Source organism: Kocuria oxytropis, from assembly GCF_040981195.1.
Taxonomy (GTDB): domain Bacteria; phylum Actinomycetota; class Actinomycetes; order Actinomycetales; family Micrococcaceae; genus Kocuria; species Kocuria oxytropis.
Genome location: NZ_JAVFXA010000020.1, coordinates 1 through 24,524, shown reverse-complemented (window position 1 = coordinate 24,524; position 24,524 = coordinate 1). Strand labels below are relative to the sequence as shown.

Here is a 24,524-nt window from a genome sequence, read left to right as displayed (position 1 = left end):
CTGCCGGGCCCACTCAATCGGCCCCGGTGGCGGTCAGGATGATCAGCGCCAGATTCAACGACACGATCAGGGCCACGACCACCCAGGCGGCGACAGTCAAGGCCACCTTGTTCACGAAGGCGCCCATCAGATCCCGGTTGCTGCTCAGTCGCACCAACGGGATCAGGGCGAAGGGGATACCCAGGCTCAGAAGCACCTGGGACAGCACCAGCGCCCAGGTCGGGTCCACCCCGACGGCGATAATGACCAGGGCCGGGATCAGGGTGATCAGCCGGCGGGTGAACACCGGGATGCGCACGTGCAGCAACCCGCCCATGATCGCTGATCCGGCGTAGGAGCCCACCGAGGTCGAGGCCAGCCCGGAGGCCAGCAATCCGATGCCGAAGGCGACCCCGACGGCCGGGCCCAGGGCGGCGGTGATCGCCGCATGGGCTCCTTCGATGCTGTCGGTGCCGGGCACCCCGGCGAGGTTACCCGCGGCCAAAAGCAGCATCGCGATGTTCACCGACCCGGCCACGAGCAGGGACAGCAGCACGTCCCACCGGGTGGCGGTCAGCAGCCGCGGCAGGGCCTCGGCGGGCACCGAGTGCCCGTGACGGTCCCGCGCCAGGGCGGAGTGGGCGTAGATGGCGTGGGGCATCACCGTGGCCCCGAGCATGCTCGCGGCCAGCAGGACCGTCGGGGTGCCCTCGAACCGTGGGACGATCCCGGCGACGGCCTCGTCCCACGACACGGGGCCGAAGAACAGGCCGGTGACGAAACCGGCGGTGACGATCGCCAGTAGGCCGGTCACGACGAACTCGAAGAACCGAGAGCCCCGCTGAGTCTGCAGGACCAGCAGCAGCATCGAGATCACCCCGACGATCACGCCCCCGGCCAGCAGCGGGATCCCGAAGAGGATGTGCAGGGCGATCGCCCCGCCGATCACCTCGGCCAGGTCAGTGGCCGCGGCCACCAGCTCGGCCTGGACCCAGTAGGCCAGCCGCCGGCCCCGGGGCAATCGGTCGCCCAGCAACTCGGGCAGGCTCGATCCGGTGACCAGCCCGACCTTCGCCGAGAGGTACTGGATGAGTACCGCCATGGCATTGGCGGCCACCAGCACCCACACCAACAGGTACCCGTACTGGGCGCCGGCGGTGAGGTTCGCCGCGACGTTGCCCGGGTCCACGTAGGCGACCGCGGCCACGAAGGCTGGACCCAACAACCAGGGCAGCGGTTGGCGGCGCACCCACCGCTCTCCTGGGGAAGTGGCGGCAACACCTGTTGAGCCGGTGCGCCCGGTCCCGGTCCTCATAGAAAGTTAAGCTATACGAACTTTCCGGCGCGGGGAATGGGGGCCCGGCCTCGAGGGCTTGGTCATGCCCCCAGACGTGCGCGCAGGAGGGGCTGGGCGCCTCGACAGCCGATCACAGGGGCATGGAACTCCGGACGGTGCTGGCCTCCTGGGGTGGGGGAACTGTCAGCCAGTGGGGGTGTCCTGGGTTCAGGAGATCTGCTCGCCCAGGGATATGCGGCGGAGTCGGCCGAGACCGGGCATAAACCGGCCGACATGAGCGGCGTAGGAGGCGTAGGCCTGTCGGTGGGTGCGCAGCAGGTAGGGCTCTTCGACGAGACGGACCTGCAGCTCCACGGCCACCAGCAGGCACAGCCACGCCGCTGCAGTGACCACGGTGGGCACCAGGAGGGTCAGGCCGCCCAGGGTGGTGAGCATCGCGGTGAAAATCGGGTTGCGGACCACGGCGAAGGCCCCGGTGGTGACCAGCTCGGTCCGCTCGGTGGCGTCGACACCCACCCGCCAGGAGGCGCCCATGCCGGCCTGGGCGGCCAGTACGCCGAGGAAACCCACCACGGTGACGATCAGGCCGGCCCAGGGGAAAACCTGCGGGAGCCGGGGTGCGGCCACGGTGCCGGTGAGGGCCAGGGCGGGCCCGGCCGCACCGAGGACCAGGGCGGCCGCGAACAGGATCCCGCCCCACCACTCGGGCGAGCCGGGTGCTCCGCTCACCCCGCGGAAGCCGGTAGACCCGGTGCGGCGCCGGTGGATCCATGACCGCACACCGAAGGCCGCCACCAAACCGGCCAGGTACAGGCCCAGCGCCAGAGCCGGGGCCACTTCCGTCATCATCACGGTCCTCCTCGATCGGACGAACGCAGTACGTCCCGGGTGACCCGCTGGTGCGCCCGAGGGGTGCCATTAGGCCACTCCTCAACAGTACACAGAAACCTGTACCGTAGGGGGATGACCACGGTGACCCACACCCACACTTCGGCCCTGTCCCGGCTGGGCCATGCCCTCTCCGACGGGACCCGGACCCGGATCCTGCTGGCCCTCCGAGACGCCCCGGCCCGGCCCTCGGAACTGGCGCAGACCCTCGGCGTGTCCAAACAGGTGATGTCCAACCAGCTGGCCTGCCTGCGCGGGTGCGGGCTGGTGACCTCCACCGCCGAGGGGCGCAGCACCTGGTACTCCCTGGCCGATCCCCGCCTCGGGGCCGCCCTGGGGGACCTGCTGGAGCTGGTGGTCACCGTGGACCCGACCTGCTGCTCCCCGGAAGGATGCACCTGCACATGACCTCCCTGACCCTGGACCCCAAGCCCATCACCGATGCACGCCGGGCGGTGCTGCACCGCAGGGTGCGCTGGATCGTGGCCGGCACCATCACCTACAACGTGCTCGAGGCGGTCATCGCCCTGACCGCCGGCACCATCGCCTCCTCCTCGGCGCTGATCGGCTTCGGCCTGGACTCGATCGTGGAGGTCCTCTCCGCGGCGGCGGTGGCGTGGCAGTTCGCCGCCCCGGACCCGCACCAACGGGAAAAGGTGGCGATGCGGGTGATCGCGTTCTCCTTCTTCGGCCTGGCCGCCTTCGTCACCGTCGATGCGATCCGCGCCCTGCTCGGGGCCGCCGAGCCGGAACACTCCCCGGTCGGCATCGGACTGGCCGCGGTGAGCCTGCTCATCATGCCGTTCCTGTCCTGGTTCGAACGCCGCACCGGCCGGGAACTGGGCTCCGCTTCTGCGGTGGCCGATTCCAAGCAGACCCTGCTGTGCACCTACCTCTCCGCCGTGCTGCTGGTAGGCCTGGTGCTCAACAGCACCCTGGGCTGGTCCTGGGCCGACCCGCTGGCTGCGCTGGTGATCGCCGCCGTGGCGGTCAAGGAGGGGCTGGAGGCCTGGCGCGGAGACGCCTGCTGCACTCCCGTTGCGGTCCTCACCGCCGAGGACGGTGCACACTGCGGTGGATGCGGTCCCAACTGCGCCCACTGAGCACGGTCGGCACGCGTCGGCGCCCCGAGACGAGGACGCCGGGGCGCACGGCTTCTCAGGAACCGAGGTAGACGGAGATCGCGGCGAACAGCGCAACTCCGCCGGTGAGCAGGATCGGTCCCGGCACGCTGGTGTCGCCTTCGTGGGCTTGGTCGGGCATCTCCTCGACCACAACGCTGGCTAACGTTCCGCCAGTCAGTGCGAGCATGGACAGAGCCCAAATTTCCGGGGCTTGATGCAGCGCGAAATATCCCAGGATGGCCGCGGGCTTCGCTCTCGATCCACCCGCCGCGCCTTTTGAAGTGGCTCCTGTCCCCACCGCTGTGTGGGCGACGACTCCCCGCGCAGCGCCCACGCACCAACAAGCCACCTCACTCAAAGCGCAGAGCGCCCCGCCTTTCTCGGGAAATTAACAGGAAAAAGCCGACAACAATTCAGGTCTTCATCAAGCCTTGACCACTTCTTTACGATCTCTATACATTCCCGAATCGGATTGTGATTGTTTCGTAATCTCCTTGTACTCTTCAGTGCGTGCCGACCACTGATCCTGTCGGCGCCCTCGTGGCACATCGCCGAGTTCTGCCGGTGCCCGGGGTTCCTGAAGAGAAATCGCTTGGCAGAAGCGGGGGAACCATTACCGGTCCCGGTGTACCGGGGCCTTGGGGTTAAGTCTCAGAGCGCGTGCGTTCTGCGACCGGGTGTCTCCCACCCGCATCCGACAGCTCACCTCGTAGGCAAAGGGAGGAATCCACCCATGTCGCTTTTCAAGCAGCACACTGCCCGTCACCGCGCCCAGACCTCCTCGCGCGCCGTGCGTACCACCACCGTCGTCGCCGCCGCCGGCGCCGCACTGGTGGGCTCCATCGCTCCGGCCCAGGCCTACGCCGAGATCCCCGCCGCCTCCGGGTCCTCCTATGCGGCTCCGGCATCGGCGACGGCCAACCTGGCCTCCTACACCACCCCGGCCCCGGTCGCCGCGCAGCCCGCCGCTCCGACCCCGGCCCCGCAGCAGAGCGCCGCCACCTCGAGCGTGAGCCCGCAGTCCACCGCCATCACCGAGATCGCCCCGGCCGCCGGCGGCATCGTGGGCACGGCCATGCAGGGCGTGGGCACCGGCTACGTCTGGGGCGGGACCTCCTTCGGGGCCTGGGACTGCTCCGGATTCACCGGCTGGGTCTACGCCCAGAACGGCATCGACATCCCCCGCACCAGCTTCCAGCAGATCGCCGCCGCCACCCCGACGTCCAACCCGCAGCCTGGTGACCTGGTGTCCCAGAACGGCGGCAACCACATCGGCATCTACATCGGTGGCGGCAAGATGGTCTCGGCGCTGAACCCGACCCAGGGCACCTTCGTCCACTCCGTCAACGCCATGCCCGTCGACGGGTACTACACCTACCGGTGAGTCTCGCCGATGTGGTGAAGGCCGGCCGGTGGGCTCATCCGTCAGGTGCGGAGTGCCCCGCCAGGATCATCGTCGATGGACCGCATGGGTGCACTCGGATGGACCGCATGGGTGCACTCCGCAGCTGTAGCCGCAGACTCGAACGATTGCCACGATCCTGTCGATGTGCACACGCCAGCGAATCGGCACACGGGGAGCAGTCCTGCGGAGAGGATCGGAGAGTGCTCATGGCCTTGCCCTGTCTTCCGCTGGACGCGGGCAGTGCTTATCCTGCTCCGCCTCGGCATTGGAGCGAGAGCCCTTAGGGTGCAGCGATGGCTCGGGGGACGGGGATGCCGCAGTGGCGGACGGCACCCCCGTCCGCCCTCACCGTATGAATACGAGCTGGACATTGCCCGATCATCAAGGGAAGCCCCTCATCTCCTTTGATACAGATTCTGCTGTACGGTTATTGGATGAGGATCTTGTCCCCGGTCGCGGTGATGTCCCGTTTCGGCAAAGCACTGGCCGATCCCACCCGGGCCGCGGTGCTGCTGCAGCTGCAGCAGGGCCCAGCGGTGCCCTCGGAACTGGCGGCCCGGATCGGGGTGAGCCGGCAGATCCTGTCCAACCACCTGGCCTGTCTGCGCGACTGCGGGTTGGTCGTGGGCGTGCCGGTGGGGCGCAACGTGCGCTATGAACTCTCGGACCCCAAGCTGGCCCACGCGTTGGAGGACCTGCTGGGCACTATCCTCACCGTCGAACCGGTGTGCCGGTGCGGGACACCCGAGTGCGCCGCCGAGGCCCTCGCCGATGACGCCACCACCCAGGAGATTCCGGTATGAGCGGCGAGCACGATCATTCCCACGCCGGCGCCGGGCGGAGGGGGAAACTGGCAGTGGTGTTCGCCATCACCGCCACGATTATGGTCGCCGAGATCATCGGTGCGGTGGTCTCGGGCAGCCTGGCGCTGCTGGCCGATGCCGGGCACATGTTCACCGACTCGGCCGGGCTGCTCATCGCCCTCACCGCCGCGACCCTGGCGCTGAAACCGGCCACGGACAAACGCACCTGGGGGTACCAGCGCGCCGAGATCGTCGCCGCGGCCGCCCAGGCCTCGGTGCTGCTGGCTGTGGGCGGGTTCATCGCCGTCGAAGGGGTGCGCCGGCTGTTGGAGCCCCCCGAGGTCGAGTCCACGGCCATGCTGTGGTTCGGGGTGGTCGGGCTGGTCGGCAACATCATCGGGCTGGTCATCCTCGCCTCGGGCCGGGGGGAGAACCTGAACATGAAGGCCGCGTTCCTGGAGGTGGCCAACGACGCCCTGGGCTCGGTAGCGGTGATCGTCTCCGCGATCGTCATCGCCACCACCGGGTGGACCCGGGCGGATGCGGTCGTGTCCTTGTTGATCGCCGCCCTGATCGTGCCGCGGGCTCTGATCCTGCTGCGCGACACCATCGAGGTCCTGATGGAAACCACCCCGAAGGGCCTGGACCTCGAGCAGGTCCGCACCCGCTTGGAAGCCCTGCCGCACGTGGTCGGTGTGCACGATCTGCACGCCTCGCGCATCGACTCCGACACCCCGGTGCTCTCGGCCCACGTCACCGTCCACGACGGCTGCCTGAACGCTGAGCACGCCGGGGTCGTCCTGGCGGATCTGCAGGCCTGCGTGGCCCGTGACTTCGACGTAGCCATCGAGCACTCCACCTTCCAGATCGAACCGGCCTCCCACCGCCACGATGAGACCCTCCACCCCTAGCCCCCTCCACCGGTACGCCCTGCTGCCGGAGACAGAACGGACACCCCTGTGAGTACTACCGCCAGCCCGCCCACCCCAAAGCAGAAGCCCTCCAAGGCCAAGATCATCGTGTGGGTCCTCCTGGTCGCCGTCGTGGCCGCCGTGGCCATCCCGATCCTCATCGCCCGTGCCAACTCCACCCCCGAAACGGTGCCCCAGGGCCAGGGGCAGGTCGTGCGGGAGAACAGCCGGGTGCTCTCCCAGGCACCGGACGAACAGGCCGTGCTGGTGGAGTTCCTGGACTATGAGTGCGAAGGGTGCCGGGCCGCCTACCCCGTCATCGAGGAGCTGCGGGCCGAGTACGCCGACACCGTCACCTTCGTCCACCGCTACTTCCCGCTGCCGGGCCACCGCAACTCCATGAACGCCGCCCTCGCGGTCGAAGCCGCCGCCCAGCAGGGACAGTACGAGGCGATGTACCAGCGTATGTTCGAGACCCAGGAACAGTGGGGGGAGTCGGCCGAGGACCAGAGCGCGGTCTTCCGCGGCTTTGCCGAAGACCTCGGCCTGGACATGGCCGCCTTCGACGCCGCGGTGGCTGATCCGGCCACCCAGGAGCGCATCGAGCTCGATGTCGCTGACGGTGAGGCTCTGGGGGTGGGTGGGACTCCCACGTTCTTCCTCGATGGGGAAGTGCTCAACCCCGAGTCCCTGGAAGGCTTCCGGGACGCCGTCGAAACCGCAGCCACCGACTGACCCAATGGTCACCCCACCCCACACGCCCACCCCGCCGGTGGTCCTCCCCCCGCCTCCCGGCCCGACGCCGACTGGACGGCGCCGGCGCGCCATGGCTGCCGTCTACATCGGTATCGGGGTGGGGACCTTGGCCGTGCTGTGGGTGGCCCTGGGATCCTCCGGGGCCACCGCGCCCCGGGAAGTGCTCGATCCCGGGGTCCTGGTGCGCTGGGGGTTGCCGCTGGCCACGACCGTGCATCACCTGGCCATGGGCATCACCTGGGCCGGGCTGGTCTTCGCCACCACCGTGGTGCCCCGGTCCACTCCGGTCCCCGGAGCGGGACAGACCAGGGCCGAGCACCCGGCCTTCGCCCGGGCCATGACGGTGGCTGCGGCCGCGGCCGCGGTGTGGACCCTGGCGGCGGTGGCGATCATCGTGCTCAGCTACGCCGACACCATCGGGGCTCCCGTGTCCGGCTCGGCCGAGTTCACCGGGCAACTGGGTTACTACGTGACCCGCCTGATCCCCGGCCAAGCATGGGCCGTCACCGCGGTGGCCGCGGCACTGACCACCACCCTGGCCGTGCTCGTTCGTTCCCCGGCGGCGGTGGCCGCCACCGCCCTGGTGGCCCTGGCCGCCGTCATCCCGCTGTCCCAACTGGGACACGTGGCCGGGGTCGATGATCACAACGGGGCCGTCAATGCTCTGGCCCTGCACCTGCTCGGTGCCGGGATCTGGACCGGCGGGATCATCGTGCTCGCCCTGCTCGCCCCGCTGCTGACCGCCCCCGCCACCGGCCACGGGTCAGCCCGGACCGTGCTGGAACGCTTCTCGGCCCTGGCCGGGGTGGCCTTCGTCCTGGTCGCCATCTCGGGGGTCATCAACACCGTCTACCGGATCGGTGGTTGGGACGGGCTGGACTCCGGCTACGGGGCGCTGGTGATCACCAAGACGATCGCCACCGTGGTCCTGGGCGTGCTGGGATACCTGAACCGCCGGGCGATCACCGCCGGCACCCCGACGCTAGGCCGGGTGTGGCGGCTGATCACCGTGGAGGTCTTCATCCTCTGCGCCGTGATGGCCCTGGGCGTGGCCCTGGCACGCACCCCCACCCCGGTGCCTCTGGAGAGACAACCTGACATCACCCCCGCGGAGATCCTCACCGGCTACCTCCTGCCCCCGCCCCTGAGCTTCTCCGGTTGGTTCACCCAGTGGCGCGTCGACTGGCTGTGGATCGCCGTGGCGATCCTCGCGGCTTGCCTCTACCTGGGCGGGGCCCGACACCTGCGCCGCACCGGCGCACCATGGCCGGTGGCACGCACGGCCGCATTCCTGGCCGGTCTGGTGCTGCTGGTCTACGTCACCTGCGGAGCGATGGCCCTCTACGCCCCGATCCTGTTCAGCGTCCACACCGCCGCCCACCTGCTGCTGAGCTTCCCGGTGCCGCTGCTGCTGATCGCCGGAGCGCCCGGCCGCCTGGCCGCGGCCCTGGTTCCGGTCCGCACTGACGGCAGCACCGGGTGGTGCGAGCTCGCCGCTGCATGGCGCACCTCCCGGGCCGGGGCCCTGCTGGCTCACCCGGCCCCGGCCGGGATCCTGATGCTGGCCGGGCTGGGCGTCTTCTACTACACCCCCGCCTTCGCCGTGGCCCTGCACACCCACGTCGGCCACGAGCTGATGAACACCACCGCCGTGGCCCTGGGCCTGATTTTCGCTACCGCCGCGCTGGCCGCCCCACCGGACCGCAGAGCGGTGCGCACGCAGGCCTTGGTGCTGCTCGCGGTGGCCACCGTGCTGGGGATCTGGGTGGTGTTCACGGCCCTGTCACCGACGGTGATCCAACCAGAGTGGTTCTCCGGACTCGGCCGAGACTGGGGGCCTTCTCCGCTGGCGGATCAACAATCCGCGGCCCATTCCATCCTCTTGGCCGGGGTCCTGCCCCTGTTGGCCGCGGCCCTGGCCGTCCTGGCTCGAAGACACCAGCACGGCACCACCGACGCCACCGTTGATCGAGGAACCCCCAAGGACATCCACCATGGCTGAAACCACCACCAGCGCCCACCGCCACCCAGGCGCCGGCCCGGTCGCCGAGGAGCACCTGCCCGGATTCGCCCGTCGCCGCCCCTTCGCCCTGGTCCTGTTGGTGACCGGGGTGATCGGGTGGGTCGCCTCGGCGATTCTGGTGCTCGAGCGCCTTCAGCTCTACAAGGACCCGGGCCACGTCACCAGTTGTGACATCAACCCCTGGGTGTCCTGCGGGCAAGTCATGGGCACCTGGCAGTCGGAGCTCTTCGGCTTCCCCAACCCGCTGATCGGCATCGTCGCCTTCGCGGTGGTGATCACCACCGCCATGACGATCCTGGCCGGGGCCCGCCTCGGGCGCTGGTACTGGGCGGGCCTGCAGGTCGGGGTCACTCTCGGGGCGGTGTTCGTGATCTGGCTGTGGTCCCAGGCCCTGTTCGCGATCTACATCCTGTGCCTGTACTGCATGATCGTGTGGGCGGCGATGATCCCGCTGTTCCTCCTGCTCACCGTGCGCAACCTCGCCCACGGCGTCATCCCCGCCCCGCCCCGGTTGGTGCGCTTCGCCACCGAGTGGGCCTGGACCCTGGTGGCCATCGCCTACGTGGCCGTGGCTGCCTCGGTGTTCTTCCGCTTCTTTTCTACCTTCACCGGCCTCTGACCCACCCCTGAACGATTCCGGCCATAGCGCCCCTTCAAAGATGCCATGGCCACGATGTCCAGCGACCCGACAACTGCCCCCTGGATCTTGCCGCAGCACCTGCTGTTGGATGTCCTCGAACAACAGCCAGAGGGCCCCTGCCATGGCAGGGGCCCTCTGGCTGTTCCCGACGGTGCCGCGCATCCGGTGACACGACGCGCTCCGTTTGAGGGATGGAAGCGACCACCATTAGTGGGACACCCACGCCAGTGCTGCCCCTGCTCATCGGAGGATGCCCGTATTGACTTCGAAGTCGTTTGTATAGCTTTCCTCAAGACGGCGTGAAGATTCCCCATAGCTTGCTCCCTGGCTGCTCTACGGGCTGTTCGTCCGAGCCAGTGAGGGCATAATTTGCAAGTGAGAACACCCCGTTCTCATCACCCCGTGCACGGGCGTTAGGGTGCCCCAGTCTTTGCTCCCCTTAGGCTGGGGCACCCGTCGATATTGTCGAAAAGCGACGTAGCCCGGACCGGAGAATCCGACGGGCACAGGACGGCCTCTCAGATCCTCAATGGGCAATCCGAAGGTGAGGCCCCCGAGGCTTCCCCAATGAGCACCATCATCCTGGTGCTCGCGCTGATCATCCTGTCGGTGCTGGCCGCGGCCAAGAAGCTCACCCACGGCATCATTCCCGCCCGATTGGTGCGCTTGGCCTCCGAGTGGGCCTGATCGATGACCAGTGCCCTTGGCAAGCACAAGCACATCGTCACTCAACGATCAATCGCCATTAAGCGATAACATCGACTCATGACGGACATCAGTTGTGTGGCCGACCTGGACCCGGCCGTGGCCCTGTTCCACTCCCTGTCCGATCCCACCCGCCTGACCATCGTGGCCCGCCTGGCCGCCGGTGAGGCCCGCGTGCGGGACCTCGTCGAGCAGACCGGTCTGGCCCAGTCCACCGTCTCGGCCCATGTGTCCTGCCTGCGCGAGTGCGGGCTGGTGGTCGGGCGCACCGAGGGCCGGCAGACCTTTTACACACTGGCCCGCCCGGAACTGATGGACCTGCTGGCCACCGCTGAGACACTGCTGGCGGCCACCGGGTCGAAGGTCGCGCTCTGCCCCACCTACGGCACGTCCACGGAAGGTGATCGATGAGCAACCCCACCACCACCTTGTCTCCTATGGAGACCGAAGCCCTCACCCGTCGCGGGCTGCGCTTGGCCCAGTTCACCGTCGGCTACAACGTCGTCGAAGGCGTCGTTGCCGTCACCGCCGGCCTGCTGGCCGGGCTGGTCTCCGTGGTCGGCTTCGGTATCGACTCGGGCATCGAGTCCATCGCCGCGGTGCTGGTCGCCTTGCGCCTGTCCGCGCGGCTGCGCCACGGTGTGACCGATGAGCGTAAGGAGAAGATCGCCCTGCGCCTGGTGGCGGTGACCTTCTTCGTCCTCGCCGCCTACGTCACTTACGAAGGGATCCGGTCCCTGCTCGCGGGGGAGACCCCGGAATCCTCCCCGGCGAGCATCATCGTCCTGGTGCTCTCACTGACCATCATGCCGATCCTGGCCGCGGCCAAGAAGAAGGTCGGCACGACCCTGGGGGACAATCTCATCCTCGCCGACGCGGCCGAGACCAGGATCTGCGTGCTGTTGTCGGTCTCCACTCTGGTCGGGCTGCTCATCTTCGCCCTCACCGGAGCGGCATGGGTGGATCCGGTGGCCGGGTTCGTCATCGCCGCCTTCGCGATCCATGAGGGCAAGGAAGCCTGGGAAGGCGAGCTCGTAGAGAACGACGGCTGATCGGCATCCCACGCCACGACGGTGGTCATGATCACCGCGCAACGCCGAGTGGCCCTGTGACAAGCAGTGCTCCTCAATCGTCCTCGACGAGGGTGCCCATTCGGGACATAACGTCCACCGCTTTACATATGGTCAGCTACCGGTTTTCCGTGAGGCGATGTTGCAGTGGGGGTTCCCCGGGTCTGGGGGCAGGTGCACCGCCAGGACGCCGGCGGCCCGGCCGGGTCAGTCCGGACGGCGCCCCGTCACGGCCGCGGCGTGCGGGCCCTCTGCGCCGTCGGAGGGGACCCTCCGGTCGGGCCGGTCGCGGGGATCGAGCCACGCCTTGGCCCGCAGGGCGGGCTTCTCGACGAGCGTCCACGACAGCAGCGCCAGGGGCAGCGTCAGCAGGACGACGAGCAGGGAGTTGACGGCGACGCCCCACGACGCCGTGCCGAGCAGCACGAGGAGCTGCTGCACCGGGTACGCGTAGATGTAGACGCCGTAGGAGAGGTCGGTGCGGGTGGTCCAGTTCCGGGACGGGCTGGCGCCGAGGCCGAGGAGCAGCACGGCGAGCGGCAGCTGCCCGTACAGGTCCGCCCAGCCCTGGTCCGTCAGCACGGCGTAGACGACGCCCGCCCCCACGACGTGCACCCAGGTGGGACGCCACCTTCCCGCCCAGGCCCAGACCGCCGCACCCGCCAGGAAGTAGCCCACCAGCCGGGCGCCACTGAGATAGATGCCGGTCGTGACCTCCAGCGGGCCCTCGACCAAGGGCCGGAGCACGAGCACGGCGAGGAACATCCCCGGGAGCACCCACCGGGCGTGCCGCGCCGCGACGGCGACGCTGAGGACCAGGCCGATCAGCACGTAGGCGAGGGCCTCGTAGAACAGCGTCCAGAGCGAGCCGTTCCAGGAGTCCGGAGCCGGAACCGCGGTCAGCGTCCCGTCGATGCCCCACTGCGACATTCTCAGGTCGGCGTTGCTCAGCACGAAGCCGGCCGCGGAAGCGAGGTCGAGCGGCCTGCCCTCGATGGCGGCCGCGAGCGGCGCGAAGACGACGGCCACCACGAGCAGGCTCACCAGGAAGGCCGGGTAGATGCGCAGGAACCGTCGCCACAGGTACGGCACCAGCGTGGTCCGCACCCTGCTCTCGGCGATGAGGTAGCCGCTGAGCACGAAGAAGCCGTTGACGGCCACGTCGGACAGGAAAACGAGGCTCGGGCCGTCCGCGCCGGTCAGCGGCCAGGCGTGGCCCAGGATGACCACAGACGCCAGGACCAGGCGAATGGCATTGAGGCGGTTGTGGCGGTCGCTCAAGCGTTCCTGGAGAGTCGTGGCCACGGCAGCTGCCTTCCGGAAGTGTGCGGGCAGCGCGGCCGGTGTGGTCTGCTGCAGGATGTGGGTCGGTCCGCCGGGTGCAGGAGCAGATGTGACGCCGGGCCACCACCCATCCGAGCACGAGTTTAGTTATGCAAATACATGGTGTGTGCTGTGCCGCACAAGTGGGGACGGAATCACTCCTGCGCACGGCCAGCATGAGGCCGTTTGATTTACATATGGCCGTTTAGCGGCGAATCCAAGCAAAGCCCTCAAGACGATGCCAGTCATGAGATCGGCATTGGCCAAGTTTGGCGCGCCGCGCTGCAGTGATGGTTCGACATGCAGGAACCATCAGCAGTTGGGGCAGACGCGAGCTGCGGCTTCAGGCCGATGCGCAACGTTAGTTTGAAGCGCTCTTCCCGCTCTTGCCTTGTTTCAAGGCGGTCTTGGCGGACGTGCTGGAGGAGGCCGAGGTCTTGGTGACGAATCGACCCGTCATCACGCTCCGCGCGCTCTTGCCGCTGACGCGATACACCCCAGAGCTCACCTGGCGAACTGAGGTGCTGGGGGTGGATTTCATCATGTGTTGCCTCCTGTATCCAGGCTAGCCCAGAGAGGGGCGGTCATGGTGTGTTCTCGGCGATCGTGCTGAGCCGGTCACCCCAGTGAGCGACGATTTCTACAAGGGTACTTCGCCAAGCGTCCAGGTCGTGGCTTTCCAGGGGGTCGGGGGTAGCGCTGCTCAACGCCGCGGCGGTGAAGACCGGTCCGCCCGGACGTTCCACCGTCACGGGAGCGGCCACGATGGAGCGCCACCGGCCTGTGGTTGATCGCTGCGTGAGCTCGCGGGCCATCACATCATCACGACCGAGGGCTTGTCCGACGATCCAGGGACTGTCGTATCCCCCGGGAATGTGCCGTAGCTCTCCGGGACGGCGTTGCACTCGATCATGGACAGCCCAGCGCACGAGCTCACCTTGGCCGTTGGCCAACCACAAGGTCAGATTGGCTTCGTTTCCCAAATGTGGCCGTAGCTGCTCCAGGTCTGCTTCCAGTTGCTCCGCATGGGCGGATTGCAGCGTCGCGAAGTTCTCGTACTGAGAATCCAGCAGCTCTTTCGCCCGGACCGCCGGCGCGCGGTAGCCAGGATCCGTCAGGTACGGCAACTCGCGCAGCGCCTGGGCGGCGTCACTGTGGTCATGCGTGAGAACAGCGTCTACACCGATGGCCGACCACTGCTCCACCAGGGCGCCCTGGACACGGGCGAATTGCTGAGCATCCAGATCGAGCCCCTGGCGTGCGATGAAGACTGTCGGCTTGCCGGGTAGCTCGGGGTCCTGGGTGATCTCGTGCAACCACTGCCGCAGGTCCTGATCTCGATATGAAGTGCCGGCCATCAATAAGGGCCCACGTTCCAGCACCTCGCGCAGAGCGGAGACCTGCCACGGGTGAGGCCGGGTCGCCAGCTCTGTGAAGTCGGAGAGTGTGAGGACAACGTTCTGGGACTCCCCCTGCAAGGGCCCGACGAGCCCGTGCAGGTGATGAACCTCCAAGTCATCTTTTTTGGCCCGCCGCGCCCCTGCGGCACGCGAGACGACGGTGCGCTCCTGGCCAACCTCCTCGAGGGCTTGTCCAAGAGCCTTTTCGAGAAGTTGGTCGAAGTTCATGGTGAGCAAGCGGACAGTGCGCTCCGGTTGCATAGCCAGAGCGGCGGCTGCCAGGTGAAGCACCGCAGGTTCCGGCTCTCCTTCAATCCCATACAGGGCAGATCGGACCAGTTCAGGCCAGTCATCAGTAGCTGCACGAGCTGCTTCAGCCAACAGCGCCGGATCCTGGCCAGCCAAGAGAGCCTGGGCGGTATCTCGATCATCGATCGCGCCGCTGTGGGTGAGCAGATCGAGAGCCAACGTGTTCCAGTCAGGTAGGCCAGCTGCCGCTGAAGCGCCTGCCCCGAGAAGTAAGCCCAGGTCCTCAGTCCGGGCTGCCTCTTGCAGCTGGGACATTGCTTCATGGTCGAGTTGTGCCGCGCTCACTGACCCATCCTGTCACCGACACGGTCTTGATCCGTTGCAGGCGCCGAGAGTGGCAGTAGGGGTGGCGCGCTGGCATGGGCAAGGGACTGGGACTTCAGTCAAATTGTTGACATATCAACATAATGGGTGTTGGCTGGTGCGTGTTATCGAAGATGGTCGTGGAGTGGCTGGGTAGCGTGTGAAGGAGATTCCCGATCGCAATCAGGAGATCCCCATGGCCCGAGCCCGTAAGAGGACACAAGTCGAGGGGCAGTTGAGCATTGATGCCTTTCTCTTCCCGGAACCCGAGGAGGTTCGTGATGAACACGTACGGCAAGTTCGCGCAGGAAGCGTGGAGGACGACCGCGCCGGCGGAGTACGCCCTGATCCCGGACCCGGATCAGTGGTTCGAGCAGCTGGGGGAGGAGGCCTCGATCAGGGTGGAGGACTTGACGACGGCGCTGGCCGGTCCGGACCCGGTGGGGGAGAGCTTCCTGGAGAAGTGGGGGCGGTTGAACGCGGCGAAGATGCAGGCCGAGGAGATCGTGCGCGCGGAGATGCTGACCCCGGATCCGTCGGTGCAGGAGGAACCGGAGGAGGAGGACGAGGAGGAGTCCGGGGTGGCGCGGATGCTTCAGGCGATCCAGGAGTCGAACCGGGAGGACCGGGAGTACTGGGAAGAGGTGAACCGGCTGGACGCGGAACAGGCGTAACTCCGGACGCTGCTGAGCCTGCGGGGCCGGGACGCTTCGTCCCCCGTGCCCAGGACGACCTGGCCCCGTCCGGGGCGCAGGCGAGGTTCCGGGCCAACCTCGCCGCGCTGCGGGTGCTGCGGACCCTGCAGGCCGGGGGACGGGTGGCCACCGAGGCCGAGCGCACCACGCTGGCCCGCTGGGGGTCTTGGGGCGCCAGCGGGGTCGCGGAGGTCTTCGACGAGTCCCGTCCCGAGTACGAGGCCGAGCGGGCCGAGCTGCACGAGCTGCTGAATGAGGCCGAGTACGCCGCCGCCCGGCGCACGGTGATCAACGCCCACTACACCGACCCGGCGATCGCAGCCGAGGTCTGGGGTGCACTCCAGAGTCTCGGGTTCCAGGGTGGTCGGGTGCTGGAGCCTGGCTCCGGTGCCGGCACCTTCATCGGCCTGGCACCCGAAGGCGCCCAGATGACCGGAGTGGAACTGGACCCGGTCACCGCGGCCATCTCCCAGGCCATCTACCCCGACGCCACGATCCGCATCGAGTCCTTCGCCGACACGCGGATGCCCGGCGGCACCTTCGACGCCGCGGTGGGCAACGTCCCCTTCTCGAAGAATTCCCTGCACGATCCCCGGCACAACGCGGCCGGGCACTCGATGCACAACCACTTCATCCTCAAGTCGCTGGCCCTGACCCGGCCCGGCGGGGTGGTCGGGGTGATCTCCTCGGCCTTCACCTTGGACGCGCAGAACCCCGCGGCCCGCCGGGAGATGGCCGAGACCACCGACCTGCTCGGTGCGGTGCGTCTGCCCACCGGTGCCCACCGCCGGGCGGCCGGCACGGACGCGCTGACCGATGTGCTGATCTTCCGGCGCCGCCTGCCCGGGGAGGAGCCGCTGGACCAGTCGTGGGTGGAGACCGCCCCGGTGGAGCTGGATGGTCAGCAGGGGCGGATGAACGCCTACTTCCTCGCCCACCCCGCCCGGGTGCTCGGTGAGCCGGTGATCGGCAATGGCATGTACGGCTCGGCCACCCTCACCGTGCGCGCGGGGGACCTGGCGGCGACCGGGGCCCGGCTGCACGAGCAGCTATCGGACATCACCGCTGAGGCCCTGGCGGCTGGATACGGAATGGTCGAGCGAACGAGTGAGCAGGAGCTCGAGGTGACGGCCCTGGTGCCGGCCACCGACCAGGAACAGGTCGGACACATCACGGCGCGAGGGGACGGGACGTTCACTCAGGTCACCCTCGAGGGGGTGCACGTGACGTTGCCGGTGCCGGCCACCCAGCAGGCCGAACTCCGTGCCCTGCTCGGGCTGCGTGACCAAGGACGGGCCGTGCTCACCTTGGAGGCCGCCAACGTCGAGGACACTCCGGAACTCGACGCCATGCGCGAGCAGCTGCGCGGCACCTACCTGAGCTACTACGACCGCTACGGGGCGATCAACCGGTTCACCGAACGCCGCACCGGCAAATACGACGAGGCGGGGGCGGACATCCTGGCCCGGGTCACCCCGCCGGCGGTGCGGCTGCTGCGCGGGGATCCCTTTGGGTCGTTGGTGAAAGCGTTGGAGCACTTCGACGAGGGCACCGGCACCGCCGCCCCGGCCGGTCTGCTCTCGGAGCGGCAGGTACAGCCACGCCGACCCGTGCTCGGGGTGGACACCCCGGATGAGGCCCTGGCCGTCACCCTCGACACTGTGGGGACCGTGGACCTGACCCACATCGCGGCCCTGCTGGGTACCGACGAAGAGTCCGCGCGCGAGACCTTGGGTGAGCTGGTCTACGAGGTGCCCGGCGAGGACGGGGTCTACGAGACCCGCGCGGAGTACCTGTCCGGGAACGTGCACGAGAAGCTGGACACGGCCCGAGCCGCAGCGGCCGCCGACGAGCGGTTCCAGACCAACGTGACCGCCCTGGAAGCCGTGTTGCCGGCCCCGTTGGGGGCCGATGAGATCGAGGCGAGGATCGGGGCGGTGTGGGTGTCCCCTCAGATCCATGAGCAGTTCTTGCGCCACATCATCAGGGACCCGGCGGCGCGGGTGGACCGGATCAGCGGGGCGAACTGGGATGTACGGGCGTCCCGGCATGTCTTCGCGGCCCGCAATGACTGGGGTACGGAGCGGATGGCGGCCGGGGACATCTTCAAGAAGCTGCTGGAGCAGCGCCGGGTGCAGGTCACCGACCCGGACCCCTCGGATCCGGAGGGCAACCGCCGGGTGGTCAACGCCACCGAGACCACCGCCGCCCAGGAAAAGGCGTCCCTGATGCAGGAGCGCTTCGGGGAGTGGGTGTGGGAGGACCCGGGGCGGGCTGCCGGGTTGGTGGATGAGTACAACCGGCGGTTCAACTCCATCGTGCTGCGCGATTACACGGTCGAGGGGGAGCGGCTGAGCTTCCCCGGGCTGGTGAAGAACTTCACCCCGCGCCCGCATCAGCGGGCGGCGGTGGCACGGATGCTCTCGGAGCCCTCGGTGGGGCTCTTCCACGAGGTAGGGGCGGGCAAGACCGCCGAGATGGTGATCGGGGCGATGGAGCTGCGCCGATTGGGCATGGCGCGCAAACCGGTGATCGTGGTGCCCAACCACATGCTCGATCAGTTCTCGCGGGAGTGGCTGCAGCTCTACCCCCAGGCGCAGATCCTGGCGGCGTCCTCGGAGGATTTGGCCGGGGACAGGCGGCGGGTGTTCGTGGCGAGGGCGGCGGCCAGTGATTGGGACGGGATCATCATGACCCGCACCGCGTTCGAGCGCATCGAGCTCTCCACGGACTCCCGGATGGCCTACCAGCTGGCGGAGGTCGAGCGTCAGCGTTCCGAGCTGCAAGCGGCCAACGAACGGGCCGCGGCCAGCGGGGCGGACACCATGTCGATCAAGCGCATGGAGGCCCGCCTGCAGGCGAGGGAGGAGAAGCTGAAGGAGAAGTCCGACCGGGCGACGGATCCGGGGATCACCTTCGAGCAGACCGGCATCGACTACCTGCTGGTCGATGAGCTGCACGAGTACAAGAACCTCGACACCGCCTCGAATATCCAGGACGCGGCGATCGACGGGTCCAAGCGAGCCAGCGACCTGCACTCCAAGGTCGAGTACCTACGGTCCAAGCACGGGGACCGGGTGATGACCGGGGCGACGGCGACACCGATCGCGAACTCGGTCACGGAGATGTACGTGATGCAGCGCTACCTGGGCCCGGAGTTGTTGGAGCGGGCCGGGATCCACGACTTCGACTCGTGGGCGGCGACCTTCGGTCAGGTGGTCTCCGAGATGGAACTGTCGGTGGCCGGCGGGGACAGCTTCAAGCTGAAGGAGCGCTTCGCGAAGTTCCAGAACGTCCCGGAGCTGTTGAAGATGTTCCACACTTTCGCCGATGTGAAGACCGCCGAGGACCTCAACCTCCCCACCCCGGAGCTCGAGGTGCGGGAGGACGGGAAGCGGCTGCCGCGCATGGTCCCGGTGGAGGCCTCAGCGGAGCTCGAGGCGTACATCGCGGAGATCGGGAGGCGGGCCGAGGCGATCCAGGCGCGGTTGGTGCCCCCGACCGAGGACAACATGCTCAAGATCAGCTCCGATGGGCGCAAAGCCGCCCTGGACCTGCGCCTGGTCGACCCTCAGCTGGGGTCGGTCGTGGCGGAGACCAAGATCAGTGCTGCCGCGGACCTGATGGCCCGCGTGTACGAGGACCACCGGGAGGACGTGTTCCTGGATCCCTCGACCGGGGAGGAGCACCCTACGAAGGGTGCGTTGCAGATCGTGTTCTGCGATCTGGGCACCCCCTCGGAGTCCTGGAACGTCTACGACGAACTGCGTGCCCAGTTGGCTGAGCGTGGGGTGCCGGTGGAGAAGATCCGGTTCATGCACGAGGCGCGCAATGATGCGGAGAAGGGCCGGCTGTTCTCGGCCGCGCGCACCGGGGAGGTGGCGGTGCTGATCGGCTCCACCCAGAAAATGGGGGTGGGCACCAACATTCAGGCCAGGGCGGTGCACCTGGTGGACCTGGACGCCCCGTGGCGCCCGGCCGATGTGGCCCAGCGCCACGGGCGGATCATCCGTCAGGGCAACCAGAACCCGGAGGTCGCCATCTCGCAGGTGGTGACGAAGGGGTCCTTCGACACCTTCATGTGGCAGACCCTGGAGCGGAAGTCGAAGTTCATCGACCAGATCATGCGCGGCCGCCTGGACGTTCGTGAGATCGAGGACGTCGGGGACAACACCCTGTCCTTCGCCGAGGTGAAAGCGATCTCCAGCGGCAACCCGTTGATCCTGGAGAAGTCGAAAGCCGATCAGGAGCTGGCTCGGTTGGAGCGGTTGAATCGGGCCTGGCACCGCAACCAGTCCTCGCTGGTGTTCCGCAAGGACGCCGCCCAGGTGCGCGCCGACGCACTCGAGCAGGAGATCCCCGTGCTGAGAGCGGCCGCGCAGCGGACCACCGATGAGTTGGGCGGTGAGAAGTTCCGGATGACGATCGACGGGTCCGCCTACGACAAGCGCGCCGACGCGGCGGAAGCGTGGCAACGGTGGGCCGGTGTCCACGCCACCGCACGCCCGCCGAGGGCCGGGGAGGCCGACCTGGGGGTCGCCGGCCGCATTGGTGGCCACGACATCCGGGTGGTGCAGCGTCCGGGGAATCTGGCCGATCTGGGCGCCTCGCCGGTGGAGCTGCGCATCGACGACGCCCCCGGTGTCACCGTGGAAGTCACCCGTGCGACGTCGTTGAATCCGAGCGTGGGCATGATCCAGCGACTCGAGAACCAGGTACGGGCACTGCCTGAGGAAGTCACCAAGCGCGAAGCGAGACTGGCCTCCGCACGGCAGGAAGCCGTCGACGCCCGGGAGGCACTGGAGGTGCCCTTCAAGCACCAGGACGCCCTGGAGACCGCGCGCTGGGAGGTCGAACGGATCGGGCGCGCGATGCGCGGAGAGGAGACGCCACAGCCGACCCTGGACCCGGAGCTGGAGGCGTTGAAGAAGAGGATGCGGATCAACTTCCCCGACGCTCCCACCGCGGGTCGCAGCAGTGCCAGCAGTGCCAGCAGTGGCGGCAACGGCTACGGGCGTCTGCACGAGGTGGCGCGGCGGCACGACGAGCAACGTCCCCAACAGGGCGGCTTGGAGCTGTAAATACCCGCTCTGCTTGGTCTGTTCAGACGGACGGTGCCCGCTCCCATTGGGGGAGCGGGCACCGTCGTTGCGTGGTGACCACGTGCGCGGGAAGCCGTCCACAGTCGGCGGAAGCGGAAGTGCCACGGTCGCGCGTGAGGTGACCTGCCGGCTGTGGTCGGGTGGTCGGATGGGGCCCCCGTGTCCATCATGGGTGCGGGAAAAGCCGCGAAGCGGTGGGAGCTTTTGCCGTGCCCATGTGGGCACGGGGCCAGTGCCTCAGTCACGGTTCACTCCGTCAGGAGGCAGTGTCAGCCGACTCCGCCAGCTGCTCCTGAGCACTGTCCGACGAAGGGCTGGCACCATTTCTGGCCGCCTTACGCCGCTGCACGCGCTGTACCTTTTCGGGTGCAGCCAGCCCGATCTTGCGTAGCTCCTCGGCGGTCCAGCCGCCGTTGTTCAGGGCGGCCTGGAACGCCTGGGCGTCGTTCTTCTCGGCCTCCTTGAGGGCTTCGCGGGCTTCGTCGAGGGCGCCGCGGGCGGTGATTGCACGGCGGATGTAGTCCATCCGGTCGTTGAGCAGCCGCTGGGCGGCTGCTTCTGCTTGCTGAGGGTCGGTGAGCTTCGCCATGCCCCAAGGTTAGCGGACGCACACGACCTGTTCCAGAACCACCATGTGCTCAGCCGGCGCTTCGCACCCTTGGTGCCCCAGCGGAGCAAAGCTATCTTTTATGGGCCATAAAAGGGCGCCGCTGCTGGCCTCGCGGCCTTTGCGGTGGCACACTGATCGTGTGGGGCCCACAAGTGGGGGCGCTGCGCTGGGCCGGGAAGAGAGGAGGTGCTGTGGTGGAGCAGGAGAATCCGCGTCGGGTGTGGAAGTCCCGTCGCAAGCGGATTGAGGGCAAGACTCAGTACGTCCGGGTGTCCATGTCCGAGTCGGAGCGTGCTCAATTGATGGTGCTGGAGCAGCAGACCGGGTTCTCGCCCTCGGCGCTGATGGTCGAGGCCGTGTTCGGTTCGGCGGATCCGGTGGCAGTGCAGCTGCGGCGGAATCAGTTGGCGGAATTGCTGGCGATGCGCCGGCTGATGGCCACCATCTCGAACAACGTGAACCAGATCGCCCGGCACGCCAACAGCACCGGCGAGGTGTTGCCGGAGGCGGCGGAGACGATACGTGAGGCCCGGCGGTTCGGTGAGGAAGTGCTGGCCAAGATCGAAGAGTTGATCCCGTGATTCCGAACATCACCAAGGGTGACAAGCCGGTCGGTTTGATGAAGTACCTCGTGGGTCCGGGCCGGGCCAACGAGCACGCTGACCCGCACCTGGTGGGCGGCTCCCCGCTCATCATGGCGTGGTACGACGATGTGCAGCTCAACGAGGAAGCCGCGGTGTCCATTGCCCGCGAGATCGACCTGAACCGGCGGTCTTTTGGGGTGGACGCTGACGCCAAGCACATTTGGCACTGCTCGTTGTCGATCCCGTACCAGGACCGGGAGGTCACTGATCAGGAATGGTCGGACATTGCTCAGCGGTTCATGGACGAGATGGACTTCACCGACGCTGGGGCCAAGGCTCCGTGTCAGTGGGTTGCGGTGCACCACGGGCGCTCAACGAAGGGCAACGACCACATCCACATCGTGGCCTCCACCATCCGGGAGGACGGCACCAAGTGGAACTGGGGTAACGACTACTCCCGGGCGCAGAAGGCTGCGCGTGGGATCGAGAAGGACTTCAATCTCATCCAGCTCGGCAACCACTCCGAACGCTGGTTGCAGCAAGGCGAGGTGCGGCGGGACAGCACCCGGGAGCCGGCCCGGTTCGCGCTGGAGCGCACCGTGCGCGCGTGCGCGGTGGCCGCCGATACCGAGGCGCAGTTCGTGCGGCAGATGCGTCGGGCAAACATGCTTGTGCACCCGAGGTTCGCTGCTGGCACTGATTCGGTGGTGACCGGGTACTCCGTGGCGGAGCGTCCGCCGAAGGGGATGCGGCCGTTGTGGTTCGGTGGCGGCAAGCTCGCCCAGGACCTCACGCTCCCGTCCCTGCGGACCCGCTGGCCCGACACCCCCGAGTCCGCCCAAGAGGCGTCGGAGGAGTGGATGGCGGCCAAGCGGCACCGCCGCATCGTTCACCCCGACGCCCCTGGTGCGGTACTGGACGAGGTGACCGCCCGGCGGTTGGCGGATGAACTAAAAGAGGTTCGCCGGCGCCTGGTCAAGCTCGCGCCGGACGATCACCAGGCGTGGGCGCACGCGGCTCGTGAAGCTTCCGGGGTGTTCGCGGCGTGGTCGCACGCGACCGAGGACGGGCAAGGACCCTTGGGGCGCACCGCGAGGACGCTGGCACGCTCGGCGCACCGGTCGGGGCTGAAGATCACCACCCCGTTGAAAGCCCCACTGCGTACCAGTGGCACCACGGCGTTCCTGCTGGCGGTCACGAAAGCGCCCTCCCCGATGGCCCAGGCATTGATCATGAACCAGATGCTGCGGATGACCCGAGCGTTCCAGGACATGCATCAGGCCAACAAAGAACTGCGCGAGACCCAGTTGATCGTGGACACCTTCCGGCAGCACCTCTCGGTGGTGGCGGAGCCGCTACCGGAAGTCGAGCCTTCTTCTCCTAAGCGCAGTGCCTCCCACGCCGGACCCGCCCGTGCCCGTGGTGCGCTGCGCGAGACCCAGGGGCCCACGGTTGAGCACCCTTACGTAGATCACACCCCCCGCACGGACTACGGAATGGAGCTGTAGAGATGAGCACACAACCCGATGGCGTGAACGATCTGATCGGCCGTGACCTTCAGGCAGCGATGGCCGTCGCCGGGCGCTGGGGCGAGATGATGGCCCGTCAGCGCGCCGAGCAAGTGCGCCAACGCCTGATGGAGCAGCAGCAGCGGCGACGGGAGTTGGAAGACCGGTTCGAAGCCGAACGAGCAGTGATGCGCACTGAGCTCGCCCCGGTGGACCAGGACCGTTTCTGGGAGTCCGCCAAACCGGAGGACATCGCTGCCCACTACGGGCTGGCCCGGCAGTGGGAGCAGCACGACGAGGTCGCACTGGCCGCGCGAGGACGGATCGAGTCGGAGGTAAAGGACCGCTACGGGCTGGCCGTGGAGGACTACCTGGAAGAGCGCGTCCCGCAGCAACAGCGCACTGAGACCGTCGAGCAGGGAACTGCGGCTCGCGAAGCCGTGGACGCCCAACGTGACCACGCTGAGGCCGCCCTCAACGCCGCAGAGGCCAGCCGGGGGGATCTGCAAAACGACGCCGACACCCGTCACTCGGCTGCCGAAGCCGAGGAACTCTGGGACTCCGGAGACCGGCGGGCGAACTTGGCCAAGAAGCTCATGGCGGCCTTTGGTGGCACCGAGGAGGGCCGCGATGGGGTACGGGCACGCCTGGCTGCCGACCGGGACCAGGGCACGCCTCCCATCGAGGCCGTGCGCTCCACCAAGCGTGGCCCCAAGGCCCGTAAGAACACTGGGCGCCCAGCAGGACGAGAAAGAGGCTTGGAACTCGGCTGATGCCATGAGGGCAACAGCGAGAGGGGCGCAACCCGTCACGGGTTGCGCCCCTCTCGCTCTGAGGTTCAGTCGAACAGGCCCTCTGGAGGTGGCTCCAAAGTCAGTGGAACTCCCTTGGGGCGGTGCTCCCTGGGAGTGCAGCCGTGGAAAGGACCCTTCTCCTCAAAGAGGACCCGCATGGTCGGGTCGGCGTAGTTCTGCCACCACACCGCCAGCCCGGTAGTGGGATCTAGGCGCAGGTTTTCCCACGCCCTCCACCGCCCCGTCAGACGGCTCACCGCTTCATCATGCCGCCACCCATGGGCACACCAGGTGA

The 24,524-nt window shown here is 67.9% G+C and carries 22 protein-coding genes and 1 riboswitch; of the genes, 15 read left to right on the top strand and 7 right to left on the bottom strand.

The genetic code is table 11. From position 1 onward, the window contains the following. Positions 1–13 precede the first annotated feature (13 nt). Both QYM41_RS15810 and QYM41_RS15805 read right to left on the bottom strand, forming a co-directional pair. Positions 14–1,294, bottom strand: a complete 1,281-nt coding sequence (locus QYM41_RS15810; RefSeq protein WP_438612608.1) for an Nramp family divalent metal transporter — start codon at positions 1,292–1,294, stop codon at positions 14–16. Between the two features lie 189 nt (positions 1,295–1,483). Further along, the gene (locus tag QYM41_RS15805; protein ID WP_368800751.1) at positions 1,484–2,125 is read right to left on the bottom strand and encodes a methyltransferase family protein; all 642 of its coding nucleotides are present in this window, start codon (positions 2,123–2,125) and stop codon (positions 1,484–1,486) included. A 114-nt stretch (positions 2,126–2,239) separates the two neighbouring features. On the opposite strand from QYM41_RS15805, the gene QYM41_RS15800 reads away from it, so the two are divergent. Next, positions 2,240–2,572, top strand: coding sequence for an ArsR/SmtB family transcription factor (locus tag QYM41_RS15800; protein WP_368800732.1), 333 nt, complete (start codon positions 2,240–2,242; stop codon positions 2,570–2,572). Continuing rightward, complete coding sequence (locus tag QYM41_RS15795) at positions 2,569–3,267, top strand: cation efflux transmembrane domain-containing protein (RefSeq protein WP_368800731.1); 699 nt, start codon at positions 2,569–2,571, stop codon at positions 3,265–3,267. The genes QYM41_RS15800 and QYM41_RS15795 overlap by 4 nt, the downstream gene beginning before the upstream one ends. A 55-nt stretch (positions 3,268–3,322) precedes the next feature. Here QYM41_RS15795 and QYM41_RS15790 read toward each other — a convergent pair whose 3' ends face one another. Beyond that, the gene (locus QYM41_RS15790) at positions 3,323–3,475 is read right to left on the bottom strand and encodes a hypothetical protein (protein ID WP_156125410.1); all 153 of its coding nucleotides are present in this window, start codon (positions 3,473–3,475) and stop codon (positions 3,323–3,325) included. Between the two features lie 387 nt (positions 3,476–3,862). Next, a riboswitch (cyclic di-AMP (ydaO/yuaA leader) is annotated at positions 3,863–4,016 on the top strand. A 5-nt stretch (positions 4,017–4,021) separates the two neighbouring features. Here QYM41_RS15790 and QYM41_RS15785 point away from each other — a divergent pair. From QYM41_RS15785 to QYM41_RS15750, 8 genes are all read left to right on the top strand, one after another. After that, a complete protein-coding gene (locus QYM41_RS15785; protein ID WP_284563861.1) occupies positions 4,022–4,672 on the top strand; it encodes a C40 family peptidase in 651 nt (216 codons plus the stop codon). Between the two features lie 455 nt (positions 4,673–5,127). Then, complete coding sequence (locus tag QYM41_RS15780; protein ID WP_284563862.1) at positions 5,128–5,496, top strand: ArsR/SmtB family transcription factor; 369 nt, start codon at positions 5,128–5,130, stop codon at positions 5,494–5,496. Further along, positions 5,493–6,407, top strand: a complete 915-nt coding sequence (locus tag QYM41_RS15775) for a cation diffusion facilitator family transporter (RefSeq protein WP_019311266.1) — start codon at positions 5,493–5,495, stop codon at positions 6,405–6,407. Before QYM41_RS15780 ends, QYM41_RS15775 begins: the two co-directional genes overlap by 4 nt. 48 nt (positions 6,408–6,455) lie before the next feature. Then, on the top strand, positions 6,456–7,142 hold the full coding sequence (locus QYM41_RS15770) for a DsbA family protein (protein WP_019311267.1): 687 nt from the start codon (positions 6,456–6,458) through the stop codon (positions 7,140–7,142). 91 nt (positions 7,143–7,233) lie between these two features. Continuing rightward, positions 7,234–9,165 carry a bifunctional copper resistance protein CopD/cytochrome c oxidase assembly protein gene (locus QYM41_RS15765; protein ID WP_180814633.1) on the top strand — a complete coding sequence of 644 codons (1,932 nt, stop codon included), beginning with the start codon at positions 7,234–7,236 and terminating at the stop codon, positions 9,163–9,165. Beyond that, a complete protein-coding gene (locus tag QYM41_RS15760) occupies positions 9,158–9,805 on the top strand; it encodes a vitamin K epoxide reductase family protein (protein ID WP_019311269.1) in 648 nt (215 codons plus the stop codon). The genes QYM41_RS15765 and QYM41_RS15760 overlap by 8 nt, the downstream gene beginning before the upstream one ends. A 786-nt stretch (positions 9,806–10,591) precedes the next feature. Continuing rightward, positions 10,592–10,942 (top strand): ArsR/SmtB family transcription factor, encoded by a 351-nt coding sequence (locus QYM41_RS15755; protein WP_101851596.1) that lies wholly within the window; start codon positions 10,592–10,594, stop codon positions 10,940–10,942. After that, the gene (locus tag QYM41_RS15750) at positions 10,939–11,583 is read left to right on the top strand and encodes a cation diffusion facilitator family transporter (protein ID WP_101851597.1); all 645 of its coding nucleotides are present in this window, start codon (positions 10,939–10,941) and stop codon (positions 11,581–11,583) included. The genes QYM41_RS15755 and QYM41_RS15750 overlap by 4 nt, the downstream gene beginning before the upstream one ends. A 225-nt stretch (positions 11,584–11,808) precedes the next feature. Here the strand turns inward: QYM41_RS15750 and QYM41_RS15745 are convergent, their stop codons facing one another. Next, positions 11,809–12,882 carry an acyltransferase family protein gene (locus QYM41_RS15745; RefSeq protein WP_180814634.1) on the bottom strand — a complete coding sequence of 358 codons (1,074 nt, stop codon included), beginning with the start codon at positions 12,880–12,882 and terminating at the stop codon, positions 11,809–11,811. 626 nt (positions 12,883–13,508) lie between these two features. Then, positions 13,509–14,888: an SIR2 family protein gene (locus tag QYM41_RS15740; RefSeq protein ID WP_368800730.1), complete on the bottom strand. Its 1,380-nt coding sequence runs from the start codon at positions 14,886–14,888 to the stop codon at positions 13,509–13,511. 329 nt (positions 14,889–15,217) lie between these two features. Between QYM41_RS15740 and QYM41_RS15735 the strand changes: the two genes are divergently transcribed. Together QYM41_RS15735 and QYM41_RS15730 are read left to right on the top strand one after the other, a co-directional pair. Next, positions 15,218–15,610 carry a TnpV protein gene (locus QYM41_RS15735; protein ID WP_242630365.1) on the top strand — a complete coding sequence of 131 codons (393 nt, stop codon included), beginning with the start codon at positions 15,218–15,220 and terminating at the stop codon, positions 15,608–15,610. 113 nt (positions 15,611–15,723) lie between these two features. Continuing rightward, positions 15,724–20,712 (top strand): helicase-like domain-containing protein, encoded by a 4,989-nt coding sequence (locus QYM41_RS15730; RefSeq protein WP_368800729.1) that lies wholly within the window; start codon positions 15,724–15,726, stop codon positions 20,710–20,712. Positions 20,713–20,989: 277 nt separating this feature from the next. Here QYM41_RS15730 and QYM41_RS15725 read toward each other — a convergent pair whose 3' ends face one another. Beyond that, positions 20,990–21,322: a hypothetical protein gene (locus QYM41_RS15725; protein ID WP_368800728.1), complete on the bottom strand. Its 333-nt coding sequence runs from the start codon at positions 21,320–21,322 to the stop codon at positions 20,990–20,992. A gap of 212 nt (positions 21,323–21,534) precedes the next feature. On the opposite strand from QYM41_RS15725, the gene QYM41_RS15720 reads away from it, so the two are divergent. Genes QYM41_RS15720 through QYM41_RS15710 form a run of 3 tightly spaced genes read left to right on the top strand, consistent with a single transcriptional unit; the run spans position 21,535 to position 24,208 of the window. After that, on the top strand, positions 21,535–21,924 hold the full coding sequence (locus QYM41_RS15720) for a MobC family plasmid mobilization relaxosome protein (RefSeq protein WP_368800727.1): 390 nt from the start codon (positions 21,535–21,537) through the stop codon (positions 21,922–21,924). Then, positions 21,921–23,435: a relaxase/mobilization nuclease domain-containing protein gene (locus QYM41_RS15715; protein ID WP_368800726.1), complete on the top strand. Its 1,515-nt coding sequence runs from the start codon at positions 21,921–21,923 to the stop codon at positions 23,433–23,435. The genes QYM41_RS15720 and QYM41_RS15715 overlap by 4 nt, the downstream gene beginning before the upstream one ends. Positions 23,436–23,437: 2 nt before the next feature. Continuing rightward, positions 23,438–24,208 (top strand): hypothetical protein, encoded by a 771-nt coding sequence (locus QYM41_RS15710; protein WP_368800725.1) that lies wholly within the window; start codon positions 23,438–23,440, stop codon positions 24,206–24,208. Positions 24,209–24,273: 65 nt separating this feature from the next. Here the strand turns inward: QYM41_RS15710 and QYM41_RS15705 are convergent. After that, positions 24,274–24,524 (bottom strand): DUF4913 domain-containing protein (locus QYM41_RS15705; protein ID WP_368800724.1); only part of this gene is annotated, 251 nt, incomplete at its 5' end.